Source organism: Rhizobium sp. AB2/73 (assembly GCF_020871915.1).
Taxonomy (GTDB): Bacteria; Pseudomonadota; Alphaproteobacteria; order Rhizobiales; family Rhizobiaceae; genus Rhizobium; species Rhizobium dioscoreae.
Genome location: NZ_CP067071.1, coordinates 3,086,471 through 3,104,272 on the forward strand (window position 1 = coordinate 3,086,471; position 17,802 = coordinate 3,104,272).

Genomic DNA, 17,802 nt, shown 5'->3' on the forward strand with positions numbered 1-17,802 from the left:
CCCGTTTTTTGTTTCCCATCGGCAAATGTTCAGCCTATGAGAGAACGCAATTGATCCCGGCAATCGGCGAAGAGACCATGACGAAACTGCAAAATCCGGTATTGATGGCCACCATCGGCGCCGCACAGGGCCTGAGGGGCGAGGTGCGTGCCCGCGCCTATACATCCGATCCGACCGCGCTTGGCGATTACGGCCACCTGCACAGCATGGATGGCCGCAGCTTCGAAGTTCTGGAAATCCGCGAGGCCAAGAATGTCGTCATCGTGCGTTTCCGCGGCATCAACGACCGCAATGCCGCCGAAGCGCTAAACGGGCTGGAACTCTATATCGAGCGCGACAACCTACCGGATGACGAGCTCGACGACGACGAATTCTTCTACACCGATCTCGAAGGGCTGGAAGCCGTCGACGACCAGGGCACCGGCTACGGCACCGTCAGCGGCATCTATGATTTCGGTGCGGGCGACCTGCTGGAGCTGAAGGGGCCGGGCAAGCGGCCCGTTCTGATCCCCTTTTCCGAAGCCGCCGTGCTCGAAATCGATCTCGAAGGCGGCAAGATTTTAATCGACCCGCTGGCCGCCGGCTTGATCGACAACCCCGACGATCTTATCGGCAAGCCGGCAAAGCCGGAGAAGCCCCAAGGCAAGCCGAAGAAGTGATCCTTATTGGGAAGTGACCGCGCCATGAGTTTTCGGGCGACTATCCTGACGCTCTATCCCGAGATGTTTCCCGGCCATCTCGGCACGTCGCTTGCCGGCAAGGCGATGGAACGCGGGCAATGGTCGCTGGACACCGTGCAGATCCGTGATTTCGCCACCGACAAGCACCGCACCGTCGACGACACGCCGGCCGGCGGCGGCGCCGGCATGGTGCTGAAGCCTGACGTGCTTGCCCGCGCAATCGACCATGCCAGCGAAAACGACAGCCGCCCCCGCCTGCTGATGAGCCCGCGCGGCAAGCCGCTGACGCAAGAGCGCGTGCGCGAGCTTGCAGGCGGCGATGGCGTCATCATCATCTGCGGCCGCTTCGAAGGCGTCGACCAGCGCGTCATCGAAGGTCGTAGCCTCGAGGAGGTCTCGATCGGCGACTATATCCTCTCCGGCGGCGAACCGGCTGCCCTCATCCTGCTCGATGCGATCGTCCGCATCCTGCCTGGCGTCATGGGCAACGACCTCTCCGGCCTGCACGAAAGCTTCGAAGGCGGCTTGCTGGAGCACCCGCATTATACCCGCCCGCAAATCTGGGAAGGCCGCGAGATCCCCGCCATCCTCACCTCTGGCAACCACGCGGCGATCGCCAAATGGCAGAGGGAGCAGGCTGAGAAGCTGACGAAAGAGCGGCGGCCGGATTTGCTGGAGGAATTGCGGAAAAAGTAACGACAACACCGGCTGGATGAGCGACATTGGTTCAAGCGCGCCGCAAAACTGGCGCCAATCGCCACTTAATTCAGCCGCAAGGGGTGACAAAGGCGTGACAATAGGGTATGTGCGCGCCCGGCATGGGAAATTTCCCATCAACCAGTAAAGAAAAGCAGACGTATTCGCTCCTGCCTGAACGGGCATATATCCGAGGCGTGATCTCCGGGTCCGACCAAAGATAGAATGATGAGCGCTCTGGCTGTTGAAGCAACAACGAGGTTGATACTATGAACATCATTCAGCAGTTGGAAGCCGAACAGGCTGCCAAGATCGAAGCCAAGCGCACGCTTCCCGAATTTTCCGCTGGCGACACCGTTCGCGTCAACGTGAAGGTCACGGAAGGCAACCGTACCCGCGTTCAGGCCTATGAAGGCGTTTGCATCGCTCGCTCCGGCGGCGGTCTGCAGGAAAACTTCACGGTTCGCAAGATCTCCTACGGCGAAGGCGTCGAGCGCGTGTTCCCGGTTTACTCGCCGATGATCGAAAGCGTCGAAGTCGTTCGCCGCGGTAAGGTCCGTCGCGCCAAGCTCTACTACCTGCGCGACCTGCGCGGTAAGGCTGCCCGTATCGTCGAAAACACCGGCACCCGCGCCCGCAAGCTCAACGATGCCGAGCGTCAGGCTCTGGCCGATGAGAAGGCACGCATCGAAGCCGAGAAGGTTGCAGCTGCCCAGGCGCTCGCAGCCGAGAAGGCAGCAGCCGAAGCCGCAGAAGCAAAGGCAGCTGCAGAAGCTGCTGCTGCAGCCGAACCGGCAGCAGAATAAGTTTCGCTCCATACGGATCGCAAAGCTTGAAGGCGGCCCTCGGGTCGCCTTTTTGCTTCCAGCCGTCGGCGTCCGACAAACGGAAATTTCTCCGTCAGCCGCCTGTTTTAGAGTTGCTTTTCCATTTTTCTGATTGCAGCCACGGCAACGGCCTTGCCAGCAGCTTTCCAAATATGACAGTTTTCCGCCAGCCTGGCGTCGGATGATTTCAGGTCGAATCGACCTGAAATCTGAATCCGCGCGCGCCAGAATCAAATAGGGAGAGCATGATGTCGTCCGAAAACCGCTGACACTTTTCGGCATCATGCTCTAATCGGGGAGATTTTCATGGCATTCCGTCGTTCGTTCCTTTTGGGCCTTGGCGCCCTCGTGCTTGCACCTTTCGCTGCCTTCGCCGCCGATCTGCCGAACCTGAACGGCAGGACCGTCGTCGTCGTCACCGAAAATGCCTATCCGCCGCTGCAGTTCATCGATCCTAAAACGAACAAGGCGATCGGCTGGGAATATGACGCGATGAACGAGATCGCCAAGCGTCTGAACTTCAAGGTCGAGTACCAGAACACCAGCTGGGACGCGATGATCCAGGCCGTTTCCGAAGGCCAATACAACATCGGCATGACCGGCATCACCATCAAGGAAGACCGCAAGCAGAAGGTCGATTTCTCTGATCCCTATATGCGCTCGCAGCAGTTCATGCTCGTGCGTGGCGACGAGAAGCGCTTCACCGATGCCAAGAGCTTCGCCGCGGTCAAGGAGGCCCTGATCGGCGCGCAGCCGGGCACGACCCCCTTCTACACCGCCGTCTATGAAGTCCTCGACGGCAACGAGCAGAACCCGCGCATCAAGACCTTCGAAACCTTCGGTGCGACAGTGCAGGCACTGAAGACGGGAGACGTCGACATGGTGCTGACCGATGGCACCGCCGGCAAGGGCTATGTCGATGCCTCCAATGGCGACCTGAAGCTGGTCGGCGGCCCGCTCGGCACCGAGGATTTCGGCTTTATCTTCCAGAAGGGTTCCGATCTCGTCGCCCCGATCAATGCCGCCATCGCCAGCCTCAAGGCCGACGGCACGCTCGACGCGCTGAACAAGAAGTGGTTCCTCGACTACAAGATGGGCCAATGAGCTCTGAAGATCGATATATTGGAAGCCCGCTCTGATGGCACCTTTGGCAGGTCCGGGCGGGCACCGCGGCAAGGATGACTTTCCCTGGTGGCTGGTCGCCCTCGCTATCCTCGGCATCGCCGCCTCATTCGCAATTGCGGCGAACGGCCTCTATGCCCAGATTTTCTCTCTTCTGCTGAATGGCATCGGCGTCACGGTCTTCGTGACGCTGGTCGCCTTTACGCTGGCCATGCTGCTCGGCCTGGCGCTGGCGCTGCTCGGCCTGTCGGATTTCCTCGTGCTGCGGCAGGTGGCGCGCTTCTATATCGAGATCGTGCGCGGCATCCCGATACTGGTGCTGCTTTCCTACATCGCATTCGTCGGCACGCCGGCCTTCGTCGCCGTCTATAACTTCGTCACGTCGCCGCTGGCCTCCGCCGGCTGGACAAGCCCGCTCATCACCCGCGACGTGCCCTTCGTCTGGCGCACGATCATCGCGCTGACCATCGCCTATTCCTCCTTCATCGCCGAGATCTTCCGCGCCGGCATCCAGGCGGTCGACCAGGGCCAGATCGAAGCGGCAAAGGCCTTGGGCCTCAGCCGCTTCCAGCGCTTCCGGCTTGTCGTCTTCCCCCAGGCGATCCGCGTCATCCTGCCGCCGCTGTCGAACGATTTCATCGCCATGGTGAAGGACAGTTCGCTCGTGTCCGTGCTCGGCGTCGCCGATATCAGCCAGCTCGCCAAGCTCTATTACTCGGCAAATTTCCGCTACTTCGAAACGCTGTCGATCCTCGCCTTCATCTATCTGCTGCTGACGATCGGTCTCTCGCTGCTGCTCAGGCAACTCGAAGCCTGGATGCGCCGCCGCTCCGGCAGCGACCGCTCCGCCTTCCCCCGTCTGGCGGCGGGCCAGCCACCCGGCGCGCAGGTGTGATGGCCAAAGGCGACCGTACCGATACTGCCTATCGTCGCCATTGCCGAAGGTTTTGAAAATTGATATGAGCATGGCCATGAGTAAGATCATGAGCAAAGACGGACGTTGCGTCACGGCTTTCGTGCTGCAGGACCACAAGCGCCTGCCGGCACGTTTCTTTGCGATGATTTCGGGCGCGCTCAACAGCCGACTTCGCTGATCACACCCGAGGCCGGCGGTCCTGATCCGTCACCCCCCATCTTCGATAATGCCAATATGGATTTGTAGCCATGAGCGCTCCACGCACACTGTACGACAAAATCTGGGATGACCATCTGGTCGACGCCCAAGACGACGGCACCTGTCTTCTCTATATCGACCGTCATCTCGTTCACGAGGTGACGTCGCCGCAGGCTTTCGAAGGTCTGCGCATGTCCGGCCGCAAGGTTCACGCGCCGCAGAAGACGCTGGCCGTCGTCGACCATAACGTGCCGACCTCGCCGGATCGCCACCTCGGCATCAAGAACGAGGAAAGCCGCATCCAGGTCGAGCAGCTTGCCAAGAATGCCGCCGAATTCGGCGTGGAATACTACTCAGAGAACGACAAGCGTCAGGGCATCGTCCACATCATTGGCCCCGAGCAGGGCTTCACCTTGCCCGGCATGACCATCGTCTGCGGTGACAGCCACACCTCGACCCACGGCGCCTTCGGCTCGCTCGCCCATGGTATCGGCACCTCCGAGGTCGAGCATGTGCTCGCCACGCAGACGCTGATCCAGAAGAAGGCCAAGAACATGCTGGTGCAGGTCGACGGCCAGCTGCCGCCCGGCGTCACCGCCAAGGACATCATCCTCGCCATCATCGGTGAAATCGGCACCGCAGGCGGCACCGGCTACGTCATCGAATATGCCGGCGAAGCCATCCGCTCGCTGTCGATGGAAGGCCGCATGACCATCTGCAACATGTCGATCGAAGGCGGCGCCCGCGCCGGCCTGATCGCTCCGGACGAGGTCACCTTCGAATATATCAAGGGCAAGCCGCGCGCGCCGAAGGGCGAGGCGCTGGAGCAGGCAATCGCCTACTGGAAGACGCTGAAGTCGGATGAGGGCGCACATTACGACCGCATCGTCAAGCTTGATGCCGCCAACCTGCCGCCGATCGTTTCCTGGGGCTCCTCGCCGGAGGACGTCATCTCCATTCAGGGTATCGTTCCGAACCCGGATGAGATCCAGGACGAAACCAAGCGCGCTTCCAAGTGGCGTGCGCTCGACTATATGGGCCTGAAGCCGGGCACGCCGATGACCGAGATCAACATCGATCGCGTCTTCATCGGCTCCTGCACCAACGGCCGCATCGAAGACCTGCGCGCCGTCGCCAAGGTTGTCGAAGGCAAGACGGTGGCTTCGACCGTCGACGCCATGATCGTTCCGGGCTCCGGCCTCGTGAAGGAACAGGCGGAAGCTGAAGGTCTCGACAAGATCTTCAAGGCTGCCGGTTTCGATTGGCGCGAGCCTGGCTGTTCCATGTGCCTCGCCATGAACGACGACCGCCTGAAGCCGGGCGAGCGCTGCGCTTCAACCTCGAACCGCAACTTCGAAGGCCGCCAGGGCTTCAAGGGCCGCACGCATCTGGTTTCGCCGGCTATGGCCGCCGCCGCCGCGATCGCCGGCCACTTCGTCGATATCCGCGAGTGGAAATGATCTGCTCGAAGGCGTGAATAGGAAAGGGCGGCCAGGTGGCCGCCCTTTTCACTTATAGGCAGTCGCATATGAGGTGAGTCGGTGCCGCGCACTCCTTCTCCCCAGGGGGAGACGTGCCGTCAGGCGGATGAGGGGTGCTTGCCAAGAGCACGAAAGCCCCTGAATGCAACCCGTCACCCCCTCATCCGACCCTTCGGGCCACCTTCTCCCCGAGGGGAGAAGGAGTTTGAGCCGTAGGCGCCTGCTGCGCCCGCTGGCTGAGCCAGACGCTGCCGAGCACGACGACAATACCGAAGATCTGCATCGGGCTCAGCTGCTGGCCGAGCACGGCCCACCCCAGGATCACCGCCGTCGCCGGGCTGAGGAAGCCGAGCGGCGAGACCATCGAGGGCTCGAGCCGCGACAGACCCCGAAACCAGAGAATATAGGTGAGTGCTGCGCCGATCAGGCCGAGATAGGCGAAGCCAAGGATGTTTGCGCCGGTCAGATGCGGTAGTGGCGGCTCCAGCAGCAGCGCCACCGGCAGCAACAGCATGCCGCCGGCCGTCAGCTGCCATGCCGTAAAGGTCAGCGGCGAGACATCGGGCCGCCAGCGGCGGCTGAGCACGGTGCCCGCCGCCATGGAAAAAGCACCGCCGATGCCCGCAGCGATGCCGATCGGATCGAGCGTCGCATTCGGCGTCAGAATCAGCAGCGCAACACCGCCGATGCCGGCAATGGCGGCAACAATCGAAAGGCCGCGGATCGGCGATCCCAGCAGCAAGCGCGCCAGCACGATGACGATCAGCGGCTGGACGGCACCGACCGTCGCGGCCACGCCACCGGGCAGGCGATACGCCGAAATGAACAGCAGCCACCAGAAGACGGAGAAGTTCAGTGCGCCGAGGACCAGCGTTTTCAACCACCAGATCCCGCGTGGCAGCCGCCGCACGATCACAAGCAGCAGCAGCCCGGCCGGCAGGGCGCGCAGCATGGCGACCGTGAGGGGATAGCCCGCTGGCAGCAGTTGCGTCGTTACCAGATAGGTGCTGCCCCAGATCGCCGGCGCGATGGCGGTCAGCAACAGGTCGAGATTGCGGTTCATGATCTTGGACTCGAATTTATCTTGACCTCAAGATAATCTGAAATATCTTGACGTCAAGATAAATTCATGGCGAAGTTCCGGCATGGATCGCATCGACAAAATTCTCACCCAATGGCGCCGCGAACGACCGGATCTCGATACCACGGCCATGGGCCTGTTTGGGCGCCTGCGCAATCTCGCGCTCCATCTCTCGCGCGAGATGGAGAAGACCTTCGGCCGATTCGGTCTGAACGCGGCAAACTTCGATATGCTGGCGACCCTGCGCCGCTCGGGCGAGCCCTATACGCTCTCCCCCAGCGACCTTACGGAGACGATGATGGTCTCTTCGGGCACGATGACCAATCGCATCGATCAGTTGGAGAGGGCCGGCCTCGTCGCTCGTAGCCAGAACCCGGATGATGGCCGCAGCTTCCTGATATCTCTGACGCCGAAAGGTTTCGAGCTTATCGATGCGGCGGTGACGGCGCATGTCGAAACGCAGAAACGCCTGATCTCCACCCTTTCTGAAGGCGAACGCATGGCTCTTGACCGCCTGCTGCGCAATTATTTAGCCGACTTCGAATCCGGTTGATTACTCCCAACGGGATCCGGCGCAGACATCGCGAATACAGCTCCTCAGCCAGCGGTGCGCCGGGTCCGCATCCATGCGGGGATGCCAGAGCAGCGAGATCGTCACATCGGATTTCGGCACCGGCAGCGCGAAACTATGCATGCCGACACGCAGATTGCCCGTATACCGTCTGGGAACACTGACGATCATGTCGGACGCTCGCGCCAGCGCCAGCGCCGCGGAAAAACTGCCCACAAGCGTCACGATCTGCCGCGCCAACCCTAGTTTCTCCAGCGCCTCGTCGATCTGCCCCTTCTGCAGGCCACGCCGCGAAACGAGAATATGCCGGCCAGCGGCATAACGCTCCGGGGTGATCTCCCCTTCGCTCAACGGATGCCCGTGTCGGACTACTCCGATGAAGCGGTCGCGGAACAGCGCCTGCGTCCTGAGTTCTGGACCAGTATCGTCTCCCACCACGCCGGTCTCGAAATCGATCGTGCCGTCGCGCAGAGGCATGCTGTCCTTGTCCAGCTTCTGAGTGAAGTAGAGCCGAACGCCAGGCGCCTGCTCGGCAATGCGTGCGATCAGCTCGGCGCCGAAATTCTCCACGAAGCCTTCGCGGGTGCGCAACGTGAAGATTCGAGCAAGCTGCTTCAGATCGAGGCTTTCGGCGGGCCGCAAGGCCGCTCCCGCCTCCTGAACCAGATGACCGACGCGCTCGCGTAGCTCCAGCGCCCGCGGCGTCGGCACCAGCCCTCGCCCGGCCCTGACCAACAATGGATCGCCCGTCGTCTCGCGCAGGCGTGCCAGCTGCCGGCTCATCGCCGATGGGCTCAGCCGCAATCGCCGGGCGGCGCGCGCGACGCTGCCCTCGGCAAGCAGGACATTGAGAATGACGAGCAGGTTGAGATCAGGCGTGGACATGAGGGGAGCATAGCACGGTTTGTATAACATATAGCGCCAAACGCACGAATGAAGTGCAAATGCTGCGCATTCCGCCATGCCGCTTCGGCAGCTACTTTTCCGTCGAGACTTTTTAAGATGTCACCAGAAAAGGAGCTCATGTTGAAGCCAATCGTCAAAGAACCGGACAAAGCCGGACATGCGCGGACACCCTCCTCGACCCGCTGGGCGCTTGCCAGCCTCTCGCTTTCCATGCTGATGCCGTCGCTCGGCATCAGCATTGCCAATATCGCTCTGCCGACGCTCGCCCAGGCATTCGGCGCCTCTTTCCAGCAGGCGCAATGGATCGTGCTTGCCTATCTGCTCGCCATCACCACGCTGATCGTCAGCGTGGGACGCCTGGGCGATATCTTTGGTCGGCGGCGCCTGCTGCTAACTGGCACAAGCCTCTTCACCCTCGCCTCGCTCTTCTGCGGCATAGCGCCGACGCTTTCGCTCCTGCTTGCCGCCAGAGCTTTTCAGGGCCTGGGCGCAGCGATGATGATGGCACTCGCTGTTGCGATGGTTGGCGAAACCGTTCCCAAGGAGAAGACCGGCAGCGCCATGGGCCTGCTCGGCACCATGTCTGCCATCGGCACCACGCTCGGCCCGTCGCTCGGCGGCATTTTGATCGCCGGCTTCGGCTGGAAAGCCATCTTCCTGATCAACGTGCCGCTCGGCATTGCGAATGTCCTACTCGCCGCTCGCTTCCTGCCGGCGGATCGTCCGAATGCAAAAACCACCCAGGGACGGCCGGATGCGATCGGCACCCTGCTGCTGGCGCTGACGCTTGCCGCCTATGCGCTGGCAATGACCATGGGGCGCGGCAGCTTCGGCAGAGTAAATATCGGCCTGCTGCTGGCCACAGCAATCGGAACGGCGCTGTTTCTGCTTGCGCAAGCCAAGGTGAAATCGCCGCTGCTGCGCCTTTCCATGTTCCGCGATTCGGCGCTGACGGCAGGCCTTGCCATGAGCACATTGGTCTCGACCGTGATGATGGCGACGCTGGTGGTCGGCCCCTTCTACCTTTCTTCCGCACTCGGCTTCGATGCAGCTGAAGTCGGCGCCATCATGTCGGCGGGTCCACTGGTGGCCGCACTGATGGGCGTGCCGGCAGGACGTATCGTAGACCGTTTCGGCACTCACCGCATGACGATCGCAGGCCTCGCCGGCATGATAGCCGGCCTCTTCCTGCTCTCGGCCATGCAAGGCAAGTTCGGAGCCGCCGGCTATATCGGGCCGATCGCCATCCTCACGGCAAACTACGCGCTGTTTCAGGCGGCCAATAACACCATGATCATGACTGATATCCAGCCCGAGCAGCGCGGCGTCATATCGGGCATGCTGAACCTGTCGCGAAATCTCGGCCTGATCACCGGCGCATCCGTCATGGGCGCAGTCTTCACGCTGGCCTTGGGAACCACGGACATTACCACCGCTGCGCCGCAAGCGGTGGCGGGCGGAATGCAAATCACCTTTGCTGTGGCCGCTTTGCTGATCGTCGGAACTTTGGCGATAGCACTTGCCGGCTTTGCTTATGCTAAGCAGGCATCCCTGTCAGAAGAGGCGCTATGATCGCTTCATAGCGAAAAGGCCGGAAGCAAATGCTCCCGGCCTTGTAAAAGCGCAATCACTGAAATCAAAAGCTCGCCGTCAGCGGGTCCGGCCCGATGCGGCCGCCCGCCGAATCTAGCTTGGCCATCTCGGCCAGGTCTTCGCTGTCGAGCTTGAAGTCGAAAACCTTGAGGTTTTCCTCGATGCGGCTCGGCGTCACCGATTTCGGGATGACGATCAGGCCGTTGTCGATATGCCAACGGATGATGACCTGTGCCGGCGTGCGGCTGTGTTTGGCGGCGACCTTGCCGATGGCGGCGTTGGTGAGAAGCTTGCCCTGGCCTAGCGGGCTCCAGGATTCTGTCTTGATGCCGAGCTTGTCGTGAACGGCACGCAGTTCCTTCTGCTGGAAGGTGGGATGCAGCTCGATCTGGTTCAGCACGGGCGTCACGCCGGTCTCGCCGATGATACGTTCGAGATGCGCGGCGGCAAAATTGGAAACGCCGATCGAACGGGCGCGGCCTTCTTCCTTCAGGCGCACGAAAGCCTTCCAGGTGTCGAGGTAGCGGTTGCGGTGCGGCGACGGCCAATGGATCAGGTAAAGATCGACATAATCAGTGCCGAGCCGCTTCAGGCTCTCGTCGAAGGCCTTCAGCGTGGAATCGAAGCCCTGTGCCTCGTTCCAGAGCTTGGTTGTGAGATAGATATCCTCACGGGCGACGCCGGACTGGCGCATGCCTTCGCCGACGCCATCCTCGTTGGCATAGATGGCTGCGGTGTCGACATGGCGATAGCCGGCTTTTAAAGCCGTGCTGACGGCCATCGGCGCGACATCCTCCGGCGTCTGCCAGACGCCGAGGCCAATCTGCGGAATGGAATTGCCGTCATTGAACGTGATTGTCGGTTGCGTGGTCACGATAAGTCTCCAAAGGATGAGAAGCGGGTGGAGTGAAGGCGTGATTTAAATTCTGAAAGGAAAGGGTTAGTCTGGTCCGCACAAGCGCACCGGTCGAAATCCCATATAGTGGTGAATATCGGGATGTTAACCCCGGGCGACCTTTCAGACAACCCGGACTGTCGTACCTCTTCGCAATGATGGCAGGATGCGCTTCATGTCGCGCAGGCTCACGGCAACGCACCCGGCCGTCGGCTCATATCCCGGCCTGATCAGGTGAAAGAAGATCGCTGAGCCGCGGTTGCGCCTGCGAGAGCTCACATTCCAGTCGAGTACCAGGCAGACGTCGTAGAGGCCGTCGCCTCGACGCAATTCCTCGTGGCTAGGCCCGAAAGGAGCCTTCACCAGCCTGTTGTAGTTGGGATCGTCAGGTTGGTCGCACCAGAGCATATCATGACGGATGCGCCGCATCGGCAAGGCCGTTCGCAGAAAACGGACCCGATCGCCGCGCGTGAAACCGTGAAGCAACTTCATATCCGCGATGGGCGTCGCGCCGTCTCCTTCGTGCTTCAATATGCTGCGTCCGGATCGGCCGATCGCTGCCGGTACCGTCACGCTCCCTACCTGTACCAGCGCCTGCGTTTTCTTACCTGGCGCAGGACGCACGACGATTGTCGAAGCGGTCCGCCTGGCCCTCGCCCTTGTCTTTTGCATTTTCCTCACATGTTTTTGCTTTGCGCGTGATTTCATTTGAAATCATAGCAGTTTCAACCAAACGACCAAGCCTGAGCCGCGTCGCGACTTGCTAAAAATGCAATTTGGCGTAGGACTTAAGTGGGATTAGAACGAGGACCCGAACGGCATGACCGCACGCACCATTCTCCTGGTGGACGATGATAACGACCTGCGTGAGATGTTGGTCGAGCAATTATCGCTTTACGAGGAATTCAACGTCCTGCAGGAGGCGACCGCCGGAAAAGGCGTGCAGACCGCGCGCACCGTACCCGTCGATCTCCTCATCATGGATGTCGGCCTGCCCGATATGGATGGCCGCGAAGCCGTGAAGCTGTTGCGCAAGAACGGCTTCAAGCCGCCGATCATCATGCTGACGGGGCATGACACGGATTCCGACACTATCCTCGGCCTCGAAGCCGGCGCCAACGACTATGTGACGAAGCCCTTCCGCTTCGCCGTGCTGCTTGCCCGCATCCGCGCACAATTGCGCCAGCACGAGCAGAGCGAGGATGCAACCTTCACGGTGGGACGCTACCTTTTCAAGCCGAGCCAGAAACTGCTCACCACGGAAGACGGCCAGAAGATCCGCCTGACGGAAAAGGAAGCCGCCATCATCCGCTATCTCTATCGCGCCGACCAGAAGGTCGTCACCCGTGATATCCTTCTTGAAGAGGTCTGGGGCTACAATTCCGGCGTGACCACTCATACGCTCGAAACCCACGTCTACCGCCTTCGCCAGAAGATCGAGCGCGATCCCTCCAACGCCGAAATCCTGGTCACGGAAAACGGCGGCTACAAGATCATTCCATAGGCGATCGATGGCGCTGAACGACGATATCCGACTGCTGTCGCAACTGCCGCTGTTTCACGGCATGGGCGATGAGCCACTGCGGCTGATCGCCTTCGGCGCCGATCGCCGCCATGTGAACGAGGGCCAGACGCTGTTCCGGGAAAAATCGCCGGCCGAATGCGCCTATGTCATTACGCGCGGCAGTTTCGAGCTCAGCACCATCGATGCCGACGGCCAGAAACAGGTGGAAGCGGTGGTACAGGCAGGCACCATGCTTTCGGAACTGGCGATGGTGACCCTAGTGGAGCGGAAATACACGGCTGTTGCCGCCGAAGAATCCGACGTGATCCGCATCACCCGCGCCCTCTTTCATCGGCTGATCGAAGAATACCCAGACGCCGGCCTGCTGATCCAGAACCGTATCCGCGAAAACTTCGCCGCCCTTGCCAGGCAGGCGGCCGCAATGCTCGGCCGCTTTTCCTGAAGCAATTCCAGGAAAGTGCGAAGCGGCTTTCCGTCCGGAATTGCGTAAATACAAAAGGATAGAGCGTTTTCGCGATTCAAAGAAAAGCGCAAACGCTCTAGCAAGTTCAAGCCCGCTTCAGAGATTGAAATGCGCTATGACCGGCACGTGGTCGGACGGGCGGTCCCAGCCGCGCGCCGCTTTCAGGATCTCGATGCGCTGCAGATGCGGACCGAGATCGGAGGAGGACCAGATATGGTCGAGACGGCGGCCGCGGTCGGCAGCCTCCCAATCCTTGGCGCGATAGCTCCACCACGTATAGAGCTTTTCGTTTTCCGGCACCTGCTGGCGCATCAGGTCGAGCCAGGCGCCGCGCTTCATCACCTCGAGCAGCCCTTCGGTTTCCACAGGTGTATGGCTGACGATCTTCAGAAGCTGTTTGTGCGACCAGACGTCGTGCTCCAGCGGAGCGATATTGAGATCGCCGACGAGGATCGCAGAGGTGTTCTGCTCGGCATTGGCATGCAGCTTCTTCATCTCCTCGATGAAATCGAGCTTGTGACCGAATTTCGGATTGATGGCGCGATCCGGCTCGTCGCCACCGGCGGGAACATAGAAATTATGAAGGCGGATGCGCCGGCCGCCGCGCTCGAAGATGGCCGAGATATGCCTGCTGTCGCCGACATTGCAATAGTCCTGGCGATGGTCCTCGGTGAGCGGGAAACGCGATGCGATGGCCACCCCATGATAGCCTTTCTGGCCATGAATGATGATGTGCTCATAGCCAAGCGCGCGGAGCGGCGCGTGAGGGAAAAGCTCGTTCGGAACCTTGGTCTCCTGCAGGCAGAGAATATCGGGCCGGGCCTGCATGACGAATTGCTCGACGATCGGCATACGCAGCCGCACCGAATTGATGTTCCAGGTCGCAATCGAAAATCCCATGCCCGAGCCTTTTCCTTGGAGCAATTCGAGGAAAAGTGCGCAGCGGTTTTCCGTCCGGAATTGCGTCAAAACAGACAGCCGGAGCGACTCGGCGATTCGATGAATCGCCGGTCTCTCCGGTCAGCGTAAGGCTTTAGACCGGCTGTGGCGGAAAGAAAAGCGCCATTCGCCGCTTACCTATGGCTCGGGATGGAGTCGACCATCAGCGTGTATAGTCGATGCGGAAAACGCTGTCGTCGAAGGCGACGTTCGTCTTCACGTTGTTGATGATAACATCGGTCGTCTTGCCCTGCGGATCGATAACGGTCCATTGGCGCAGGTCGTAGCTCTTCGAATCGAAGATCATCGTGATCGTCGAATCGCCGAATACGGTGCGGTTGCCAAGCGTGATCTTGGTCAGATCCGGCTGCGAATCGACATTGCGCACCATGTCGGCGGAAAGGTCGATCTTGTTGGCGAGCAGCAGGCTCAGCGGCGTCTTCGACAGCTGATACATGTTTCGCGTCTGCGTCTGGTCGTTGATGACCTGTACGTTGTTACCGTCACAGATCACGCGCATGCGCGACGGCGGATCGTAGTTGAAACGCATCTTGCCGGGCCGCTGGATGAAGAATGCGCCGCTCATCTGATCGCCGCGCGGCCCGATCTGCAGGAAACCGCCTTTCATCGACTTGATGGACGAGAAATGATCGGCAATGGCCTGGGCGATACCGGGATTGAGGGTCGCTGCAGCTGTTTGCGTCTGTGCCTGGGCCTGCGCGAAAGCCAAAACCGGCAGAGCGCCTGCCGCACCGACCGCAACCGCAGCGCCGAGGAAATGCCGGCGGGTCAGGGACAGTCGGCTGGACGGCTGCGCATCAAACTTTGTCATCGAATTCTCCTTCATGCTTCGTCCATGGCGCGCAAAATCGGCGTCTTCATGGCGCAACGACCCAAGGCCGGTAAGGGGCGGCGATCAAATTTCCCTGAACATAGACGGGATATGCGACACGGAAAGGCTTATTGCCTCAGCGATCGAGAATATCGGCTTCGGTCGGAACGAGAATTTCGCGCTTGCCGGCGTGGTTGGCCGGGCCGATCACACCTTCCTGCTCCATGCGCTCGATCAGCGACGCCGCGCGATTGTAGCCGATGCCCAGTCTCCGCTGAATGTAGGAGGTCGAAGCCTTGCCGTCGCGCAGCACGATCGCAACCGCCTGATCGTAGGGATCTTCTGAATCCGACAGATTGGACGTGCCGACCGGACCGTGGCCGTCATCATCCTCGTCGTCATCGGCAGTGATGGCATCGAGATATTGCGGTGCGCCCTGTGTCTTCAGATAGGCGACGATATCCTCCACCTCGCCATCGGAAACGAAGGGGCCGTGAACGCGCTGAATACGCCCGCCGCCGGCCATATAAAGCATGTCGCCCATGCCGAGCAGCTGTTCGGCACCCTGTTCACCAAGGATGGTGCGGCTGTCGATCTTCGACGTCACCTGGAAGGAGATGCGGGTCGGAAAGTTCGCCTTGATCGTGCCGGTGATGACGTCGACCGATGGACGCTGCGTTGCCATGATGACATGGATGCCGGCGGCACGCGCCATCTGCGCCAGACGCTGCACGGCGCCTTCGATATCCTTGCCGGCGACCATCATCAGATCGGCCATTTCGTCGATGATGACGACGATATAGGGCATCGGCTTCAGGTCGAATTCTTCCGTCTCGTAGATCGCCTCGCCGGTCTGGCGATCGAAGCCGGTCTGCACGGTCCGGCTGATCGCCTCGCCCTTTGCGACGGCCTGCTCGACGCGCGTATTGAAGCCGTCGATGTTGCGCACGCCGATCTTCGACATCTTCTTGTAGCGCTCTTCCATCTCACGGACGGTCCATTTGAGCGCAACGACGGCTTTCTTCGGATCCGTGACGACGGGCGAGAGCAGATGCGGAATGCCGTCATAGACGGAGAGTTCGAGCATCTTCGGATCGATCATGATCAGGCGGCACTGCTCCGGCGTCATGCGATAGAGCAGCGACAGGATCATGGTGTTGATCGCAACGGATTTACCCGAGCCGGTGGTGCCGGCCACGAGCAGATGCGGCATCTTGGCGAGATCGGCAATCACGGGTTCGCCGCCGATCGTCTTGCCGAGCGACATGGCAAGCTTCGCCTTGGACGTCTCGAAATCGCGGCTGGCGACGAGCTCGCGCAGATAGACCGTTTCGCGCGTCGAGTTCGGCAGCTCGATGCCGATGGCGTTGCGGCCGGGCACCACGGCGACGCGCGCGGCGATCGCGCTCATCGAACGGGCGATATCATCGGCAAGGCCGATGACGCGCGACGATTTGATGCCGGGCGCCGGCTCCAGCTCGTAGAGCGTGACGACCGGGCCGGGGCGGACATGGATGATCTCGCCCTTGACGCCGAAATCCTCGAGCACGCCTTCGAGCATGCGGGCATTCTGCTCCAGCGCGTCGGCCGAGAGCGTCGCATCGCGGGCGACGGCCTTCGGCTCGGCAAGCAGATGGACGGCGGGGAGCTGGAAGCCATAGGGACGGATAAAGGAGGTCTGCGCCTCGCGTTCCGCCCGCGCGCCGGGTTTTGGACGCGGCGCGGCCGGAGTGACGCGATGGCCGGCAGCGGCTCCCTTTGGAGCAGCCGGGGCCAACGGCCACTCGTCATCCTCATCGTCAGGCAGGATATCGGCGGGACGGCGCGGATCGCGATCATAGATCGAATCCTCGTCCTCATCCTCATCGTCACCGAGACTGATCGACGGCGCGGAAACGACGCGGCGCGCCGGACCATCCATGGACGGCTCCAGACGGTCGCCCCGAGCCATGGGTGCCTTGGCGCGCACAGGCTCGTTCAGCGTACCGAATTCGTCGTCGTTGAAATCATAAGGCGCATCGAAGGCATGGTCGCGGCGCTTGCGCGGCCCCATGCCGAACAGCCGGCGAAGGCGGGCCTGCGTGTTGTACCAGGCATGCATAACCGCACCATAGGCCATGAAATTGGCGAGGAAACCGCCACGGTCGTCATCCTCGTCCTCATCGCCGACCCGGCGGGCACGGCTGCGGGTTTCCTCGTAATCGTCCTCATCGCTTTCGTCTTCCACGAGGTTTTCGCCGATGACGCCGGAAGCGAAGAGCATGAGCCAAATGGCCGGAACGGCGAGGACCGAACCGATGATGATGGCGACGACGCCGCTCGGATAGGTGCCGATGAAGAGGGCTGGAAGACGCAGAAGAAGATCGCCGACGACCCCGCCGATGCCGTTCGGGATGGGCCAGGTGGGTGGCGCCGGGAAGCAGGCGATGGAGCCGGCCGCGACGATGCACCCGCCGAACCAGGCGCCGAGGCGCGAAGGCACACGATGAAGCTTGCGGTTGGCAATCAGCGCGAAGGCCCAGGCGACGACGGGTAGCATTGCCAAGATCGAGGCAAGGCCGAACGACTGCATCATGATGTCGGCAAAGGCGGCGCCGGGAAAGCCGAGCAGGTTGGTCGGCGCATTGGCAGTTGCGTAGGAATAGCTGGGGTCCATGACGTTCCAGGTCGCCAGCGCCGCAACGGCGAGCGCGAGCAGGAACAATATCGCGAAACCTGTCAGGCCCTTGACCTGACGCCAAACCACGCTCGATAGCGATAAACGGTCGGGGCGACCGCTCAACGCCGCCGAATTGCTTCTGCCCATGATATCCAGCCCCGTTCCTGTCCAAAGCGCAAACGAATCGGTCTATGCCCACTCGCCGGCAGGTTAGCCATACCTAATCAGAGGAGGGTTAATGGCATGTTAACCATGCACGCCAACCTCATGAATCACCTGTCGTCCGAAGAAAAAGGCTGTGCACGAACGAAAAGGGCCCGAACCAAGGTCCGGGCCAAGGGCGCCTATTTGCGATGAAATAGGACGCGACGGGATGTTGAGCGAAACCGGAGAGTTTGCTCCGGTTTCGCAAGCTCCA

The 17,802-nt window shown here is 61.1% G+C and carries 17 protein-coding genes; 10 read left to right on the plus strand and 7 right to left on the minus strand.

What is annotated here, in order from left to right:
- Positions 1–77 precede the first annotated feature (77 nt).
- From rimM to leuC, 6 genes are all read left to right on the plus strand, one after another.
- Positions 78–659 (plus strand): ribosome maturation factor RimM, encoded by a 582-nt coding sequence (rimM, locus tag I8E17_RS15230; RefSeq protein WP_069614818.1) that lies wholly within the window; start codon positions 78–80, stop codon positions 657–659.
- A gap of 24 nt (positions 660–683) precedes the next feature.
- Positions 684–1,376, plus strand: coding sequence for a tRNA (guanosine(37)-N1)-methyltransferase TrmD (gene trmD / locus I8E17_RS15235; RefSeq protein ID WP_069614777.1), 693 nt, complete (start codon positions 684–686; stop codon positions 1,374–1,376).
- Between the two features lie 269 nt (positions 1,377–1,645).
- Positions 1,646–2,182, plus strand: a complete 537-nt coding sequence (gene rplS / locus I8E17_RS15240) for a 50S ribosomal protein L19 (protein WP_069614778.1) — start codon at positions 1,646–1,648, stop codon at positions 2,180–2,182.
- Between the two features lie 327 nt (positions 2,183–2,509).
- Positions 2,510–3,307: a transporter substrate-binding domain-containing protein gene (locus I8E17_RS15245; protein WP_069614779.1), complete on the plus strand. Its 798-nt coding sequence runs from the start codon at positions 2,510–2,512 to the stop codon at positions 3,305–3,307.
- 34 nt (positions 3,308–3,341) lie between these two features.
- On the plus strand, positions 3,342–4,220 hold the full coding sequence (locus tag I8E17_RS15250) for an amino acid ABC transporter permease (protein WP_069614780.1): 879 nt from the start codon (positions 3,342–3,344) through the stop codon (positions 4,218–4,220).
- A gap of 269 nt (positions 4,221–4,489) precedes the next feature.
- Positions 4,490–5,899 carry a 3-isopropylmalate dehydratase large subunit gene (leuC, locus tag I8E17_RS15255; protein ID WP_069614781.1) on the plus strand — a complete coding sequence of 470 codons (1,410 nt, stop codon included), beginning with the start codon at positions 4,490–4,492 and terminating at the stop codon, positions 5,897–5,899.
- Positions 5,900–6,080: 181 nt separating this feature from the next.
- Here the strand turns inward: leuC and I8E17_RS15260 are convergent, their stop codons facing one another.
- The gene (locus I8E17_RS15260; protein ID WP_069614782.1) at positions 6,081–6,983 is read right to left on the minus strand and encodes an EamA family transporter; all 903 of its coding nucleotides are present in this window, start codon (positions 6,981–6,983) and stop codon (positions 6,081–6,083) included.
- An 82-nt stretch (positions 6,984–7,065) separates the two neighbouring features.
- Between I8E17_RS15260 and I8E17_RS15265 the strand changes: the two genes are divergently transcribed.
- Positions 7,066–7,554: a MarR family transcriptional regulator gene (locus I8E17_RS15265; RefSeq protein ID WP_069614783.1), complete on the plus strand. Its 489-nt coding sequence runs from the start codon at positions 7,066–7,068 to the stop codon at positions 7,552–7,554.
- Here I8E17_RS15265 and I8E17_RS15270 read toward each other — a convergent pair whose 3' ends face one another.
- Positions 7,555–8,457, minus strand: coding sequence for a LysR family transcriptional regulator (locus I8E17_RS15270; protein ID WP_113366671.1), 903 nt, complete (start codon positions 8,455–8,457; stop codon positions 7,555–7,557). It lies immediately after the preceding gene.
- A gap of 138 nt (positions 8,458–8,595) precedes the next feature.
- Between I8E17_RS15270 and I8E17_RS15275 the strand changes: the two genes are divergently transcribed.
- On the plus strand, positions 8,596–10,050 hold the full coding sequence (locus tag I8E17_RS15275; RefSeq protein WP_069614784.1) for an MFS transporter: 1,455 nt from the start codon (positions 8,596–8,598) through the stop codon (positions 10,048–10,050).
- A 64-nt stretch (positions 10,051–10,114) separates the two neighbouring features.
- Here I8E17_RS15275 and I8E17_RS15280 read toward each other — a convergent pair whose 3' ends face one another.
- Both I8E17_RS15280 and I8E17_RS15285 read right to left on the minus strand, forming a co-directional pair.
- Positions 10,115–10,945 (minus strand): aldo/keto reductase, encoded by an 831-nt coding sequence (locus I8E17_RS15280; RefSeq protein WP_069614785.1) that lies wholly within the window; start codon positions 10,943–10,945, stop codon positions 10,115–10,117.
- 144 nt (positions 10,946–11,089) lie between these two features.
- A complete protein-coding gene (locus tag I8E17_RS15285; RefSeq protein WP_069614786.1) occupies positions 11,090–11,638 on the minus strand; it encodes a L,D-transpeptidase in 549 nt (182 codons plus the stop codon).
- Positions 11,639–11,786: 148 nt separating this feature from the next.
- Between I8E17_RS15285 and I8E17_RS15290 the strand changes: the two genes are divergently transcribed.
- Together I8E17_RS15290 and I8E17_RS15295 are read left to right on the plus strand one after the other, a co-directional pair.
- Positions 11,787–12,470 carry a response regulator transcription factor gene (locus tag I8E17_RS15290; RefSeq protein ID WP_069614787.1) on the plus strand — a complete coding sequence of 228 codons (684 nt, stop codon included), beginning with the start codon at positions 11,787–11,789 and terminating at the stop codon, positions 12,468–12,470.
- Positions 12,471–12,477: 7 nt separating this feature from the next.
- The gene (locus tag I8E17_RS15295) at positions 12,478–12,933 is read left to right on the plus strand and encodes a cyclic nucleotide-binding domain-containing protein (protein ID WP_069614788.1); all 456 of its coding nucleotides are present in this window, start codon (positions 12,478–12,480) and stop codon (positions 12,931–12,933) included.
- 117 nt (positions 12,934–13,050) lie between these two features.
- Here I8E17_RS15295 and I8E17_RS15300 read toward each other — a convergent pair whose 3' ends face one another.
- The 3 genes from I8E17_RS15300 to I8E17_RS15310 form a co-directional block, all read right to left on the minus strand.
- Positions 13,051–13,854 (minus strand): exodeoxyribonuclease III, encoded by an 804-nt coding sequence (locus I8E17_RS15300; protein ID WP_069614789.1) that lies wholly within the window; start codon positions 13,852–13,854, stop codon positions 13,051–13,053.
- A gap of 202 nt (positions 13,855–14,056) precedes the next feature.
- Positions 14,057–14,725 (minus strand): outer membrane lipoprotein carrier protein LolA, encoded by a 669-nt coding sequence (locus tag I8E17_RS15305; RefSeq protein WP_069614820.1) that lies wholly within the window; start codon positions 14,723–14,725, stop codon positions 14,057–14,059.
- Positions 14,726–14,861: 136 nt separating this feature from the next.
- Entirely contained in the window at positions 14,862–17,531 is a 2,670-nt protein-coding gene (locus I8E17_RS15310; RefSeq protein WP_069614790.1) for a DNA translocase FtsK, read from the minus strand.
- Positions 17,532–17,802 lie beyond the last annotated feature (271 nt).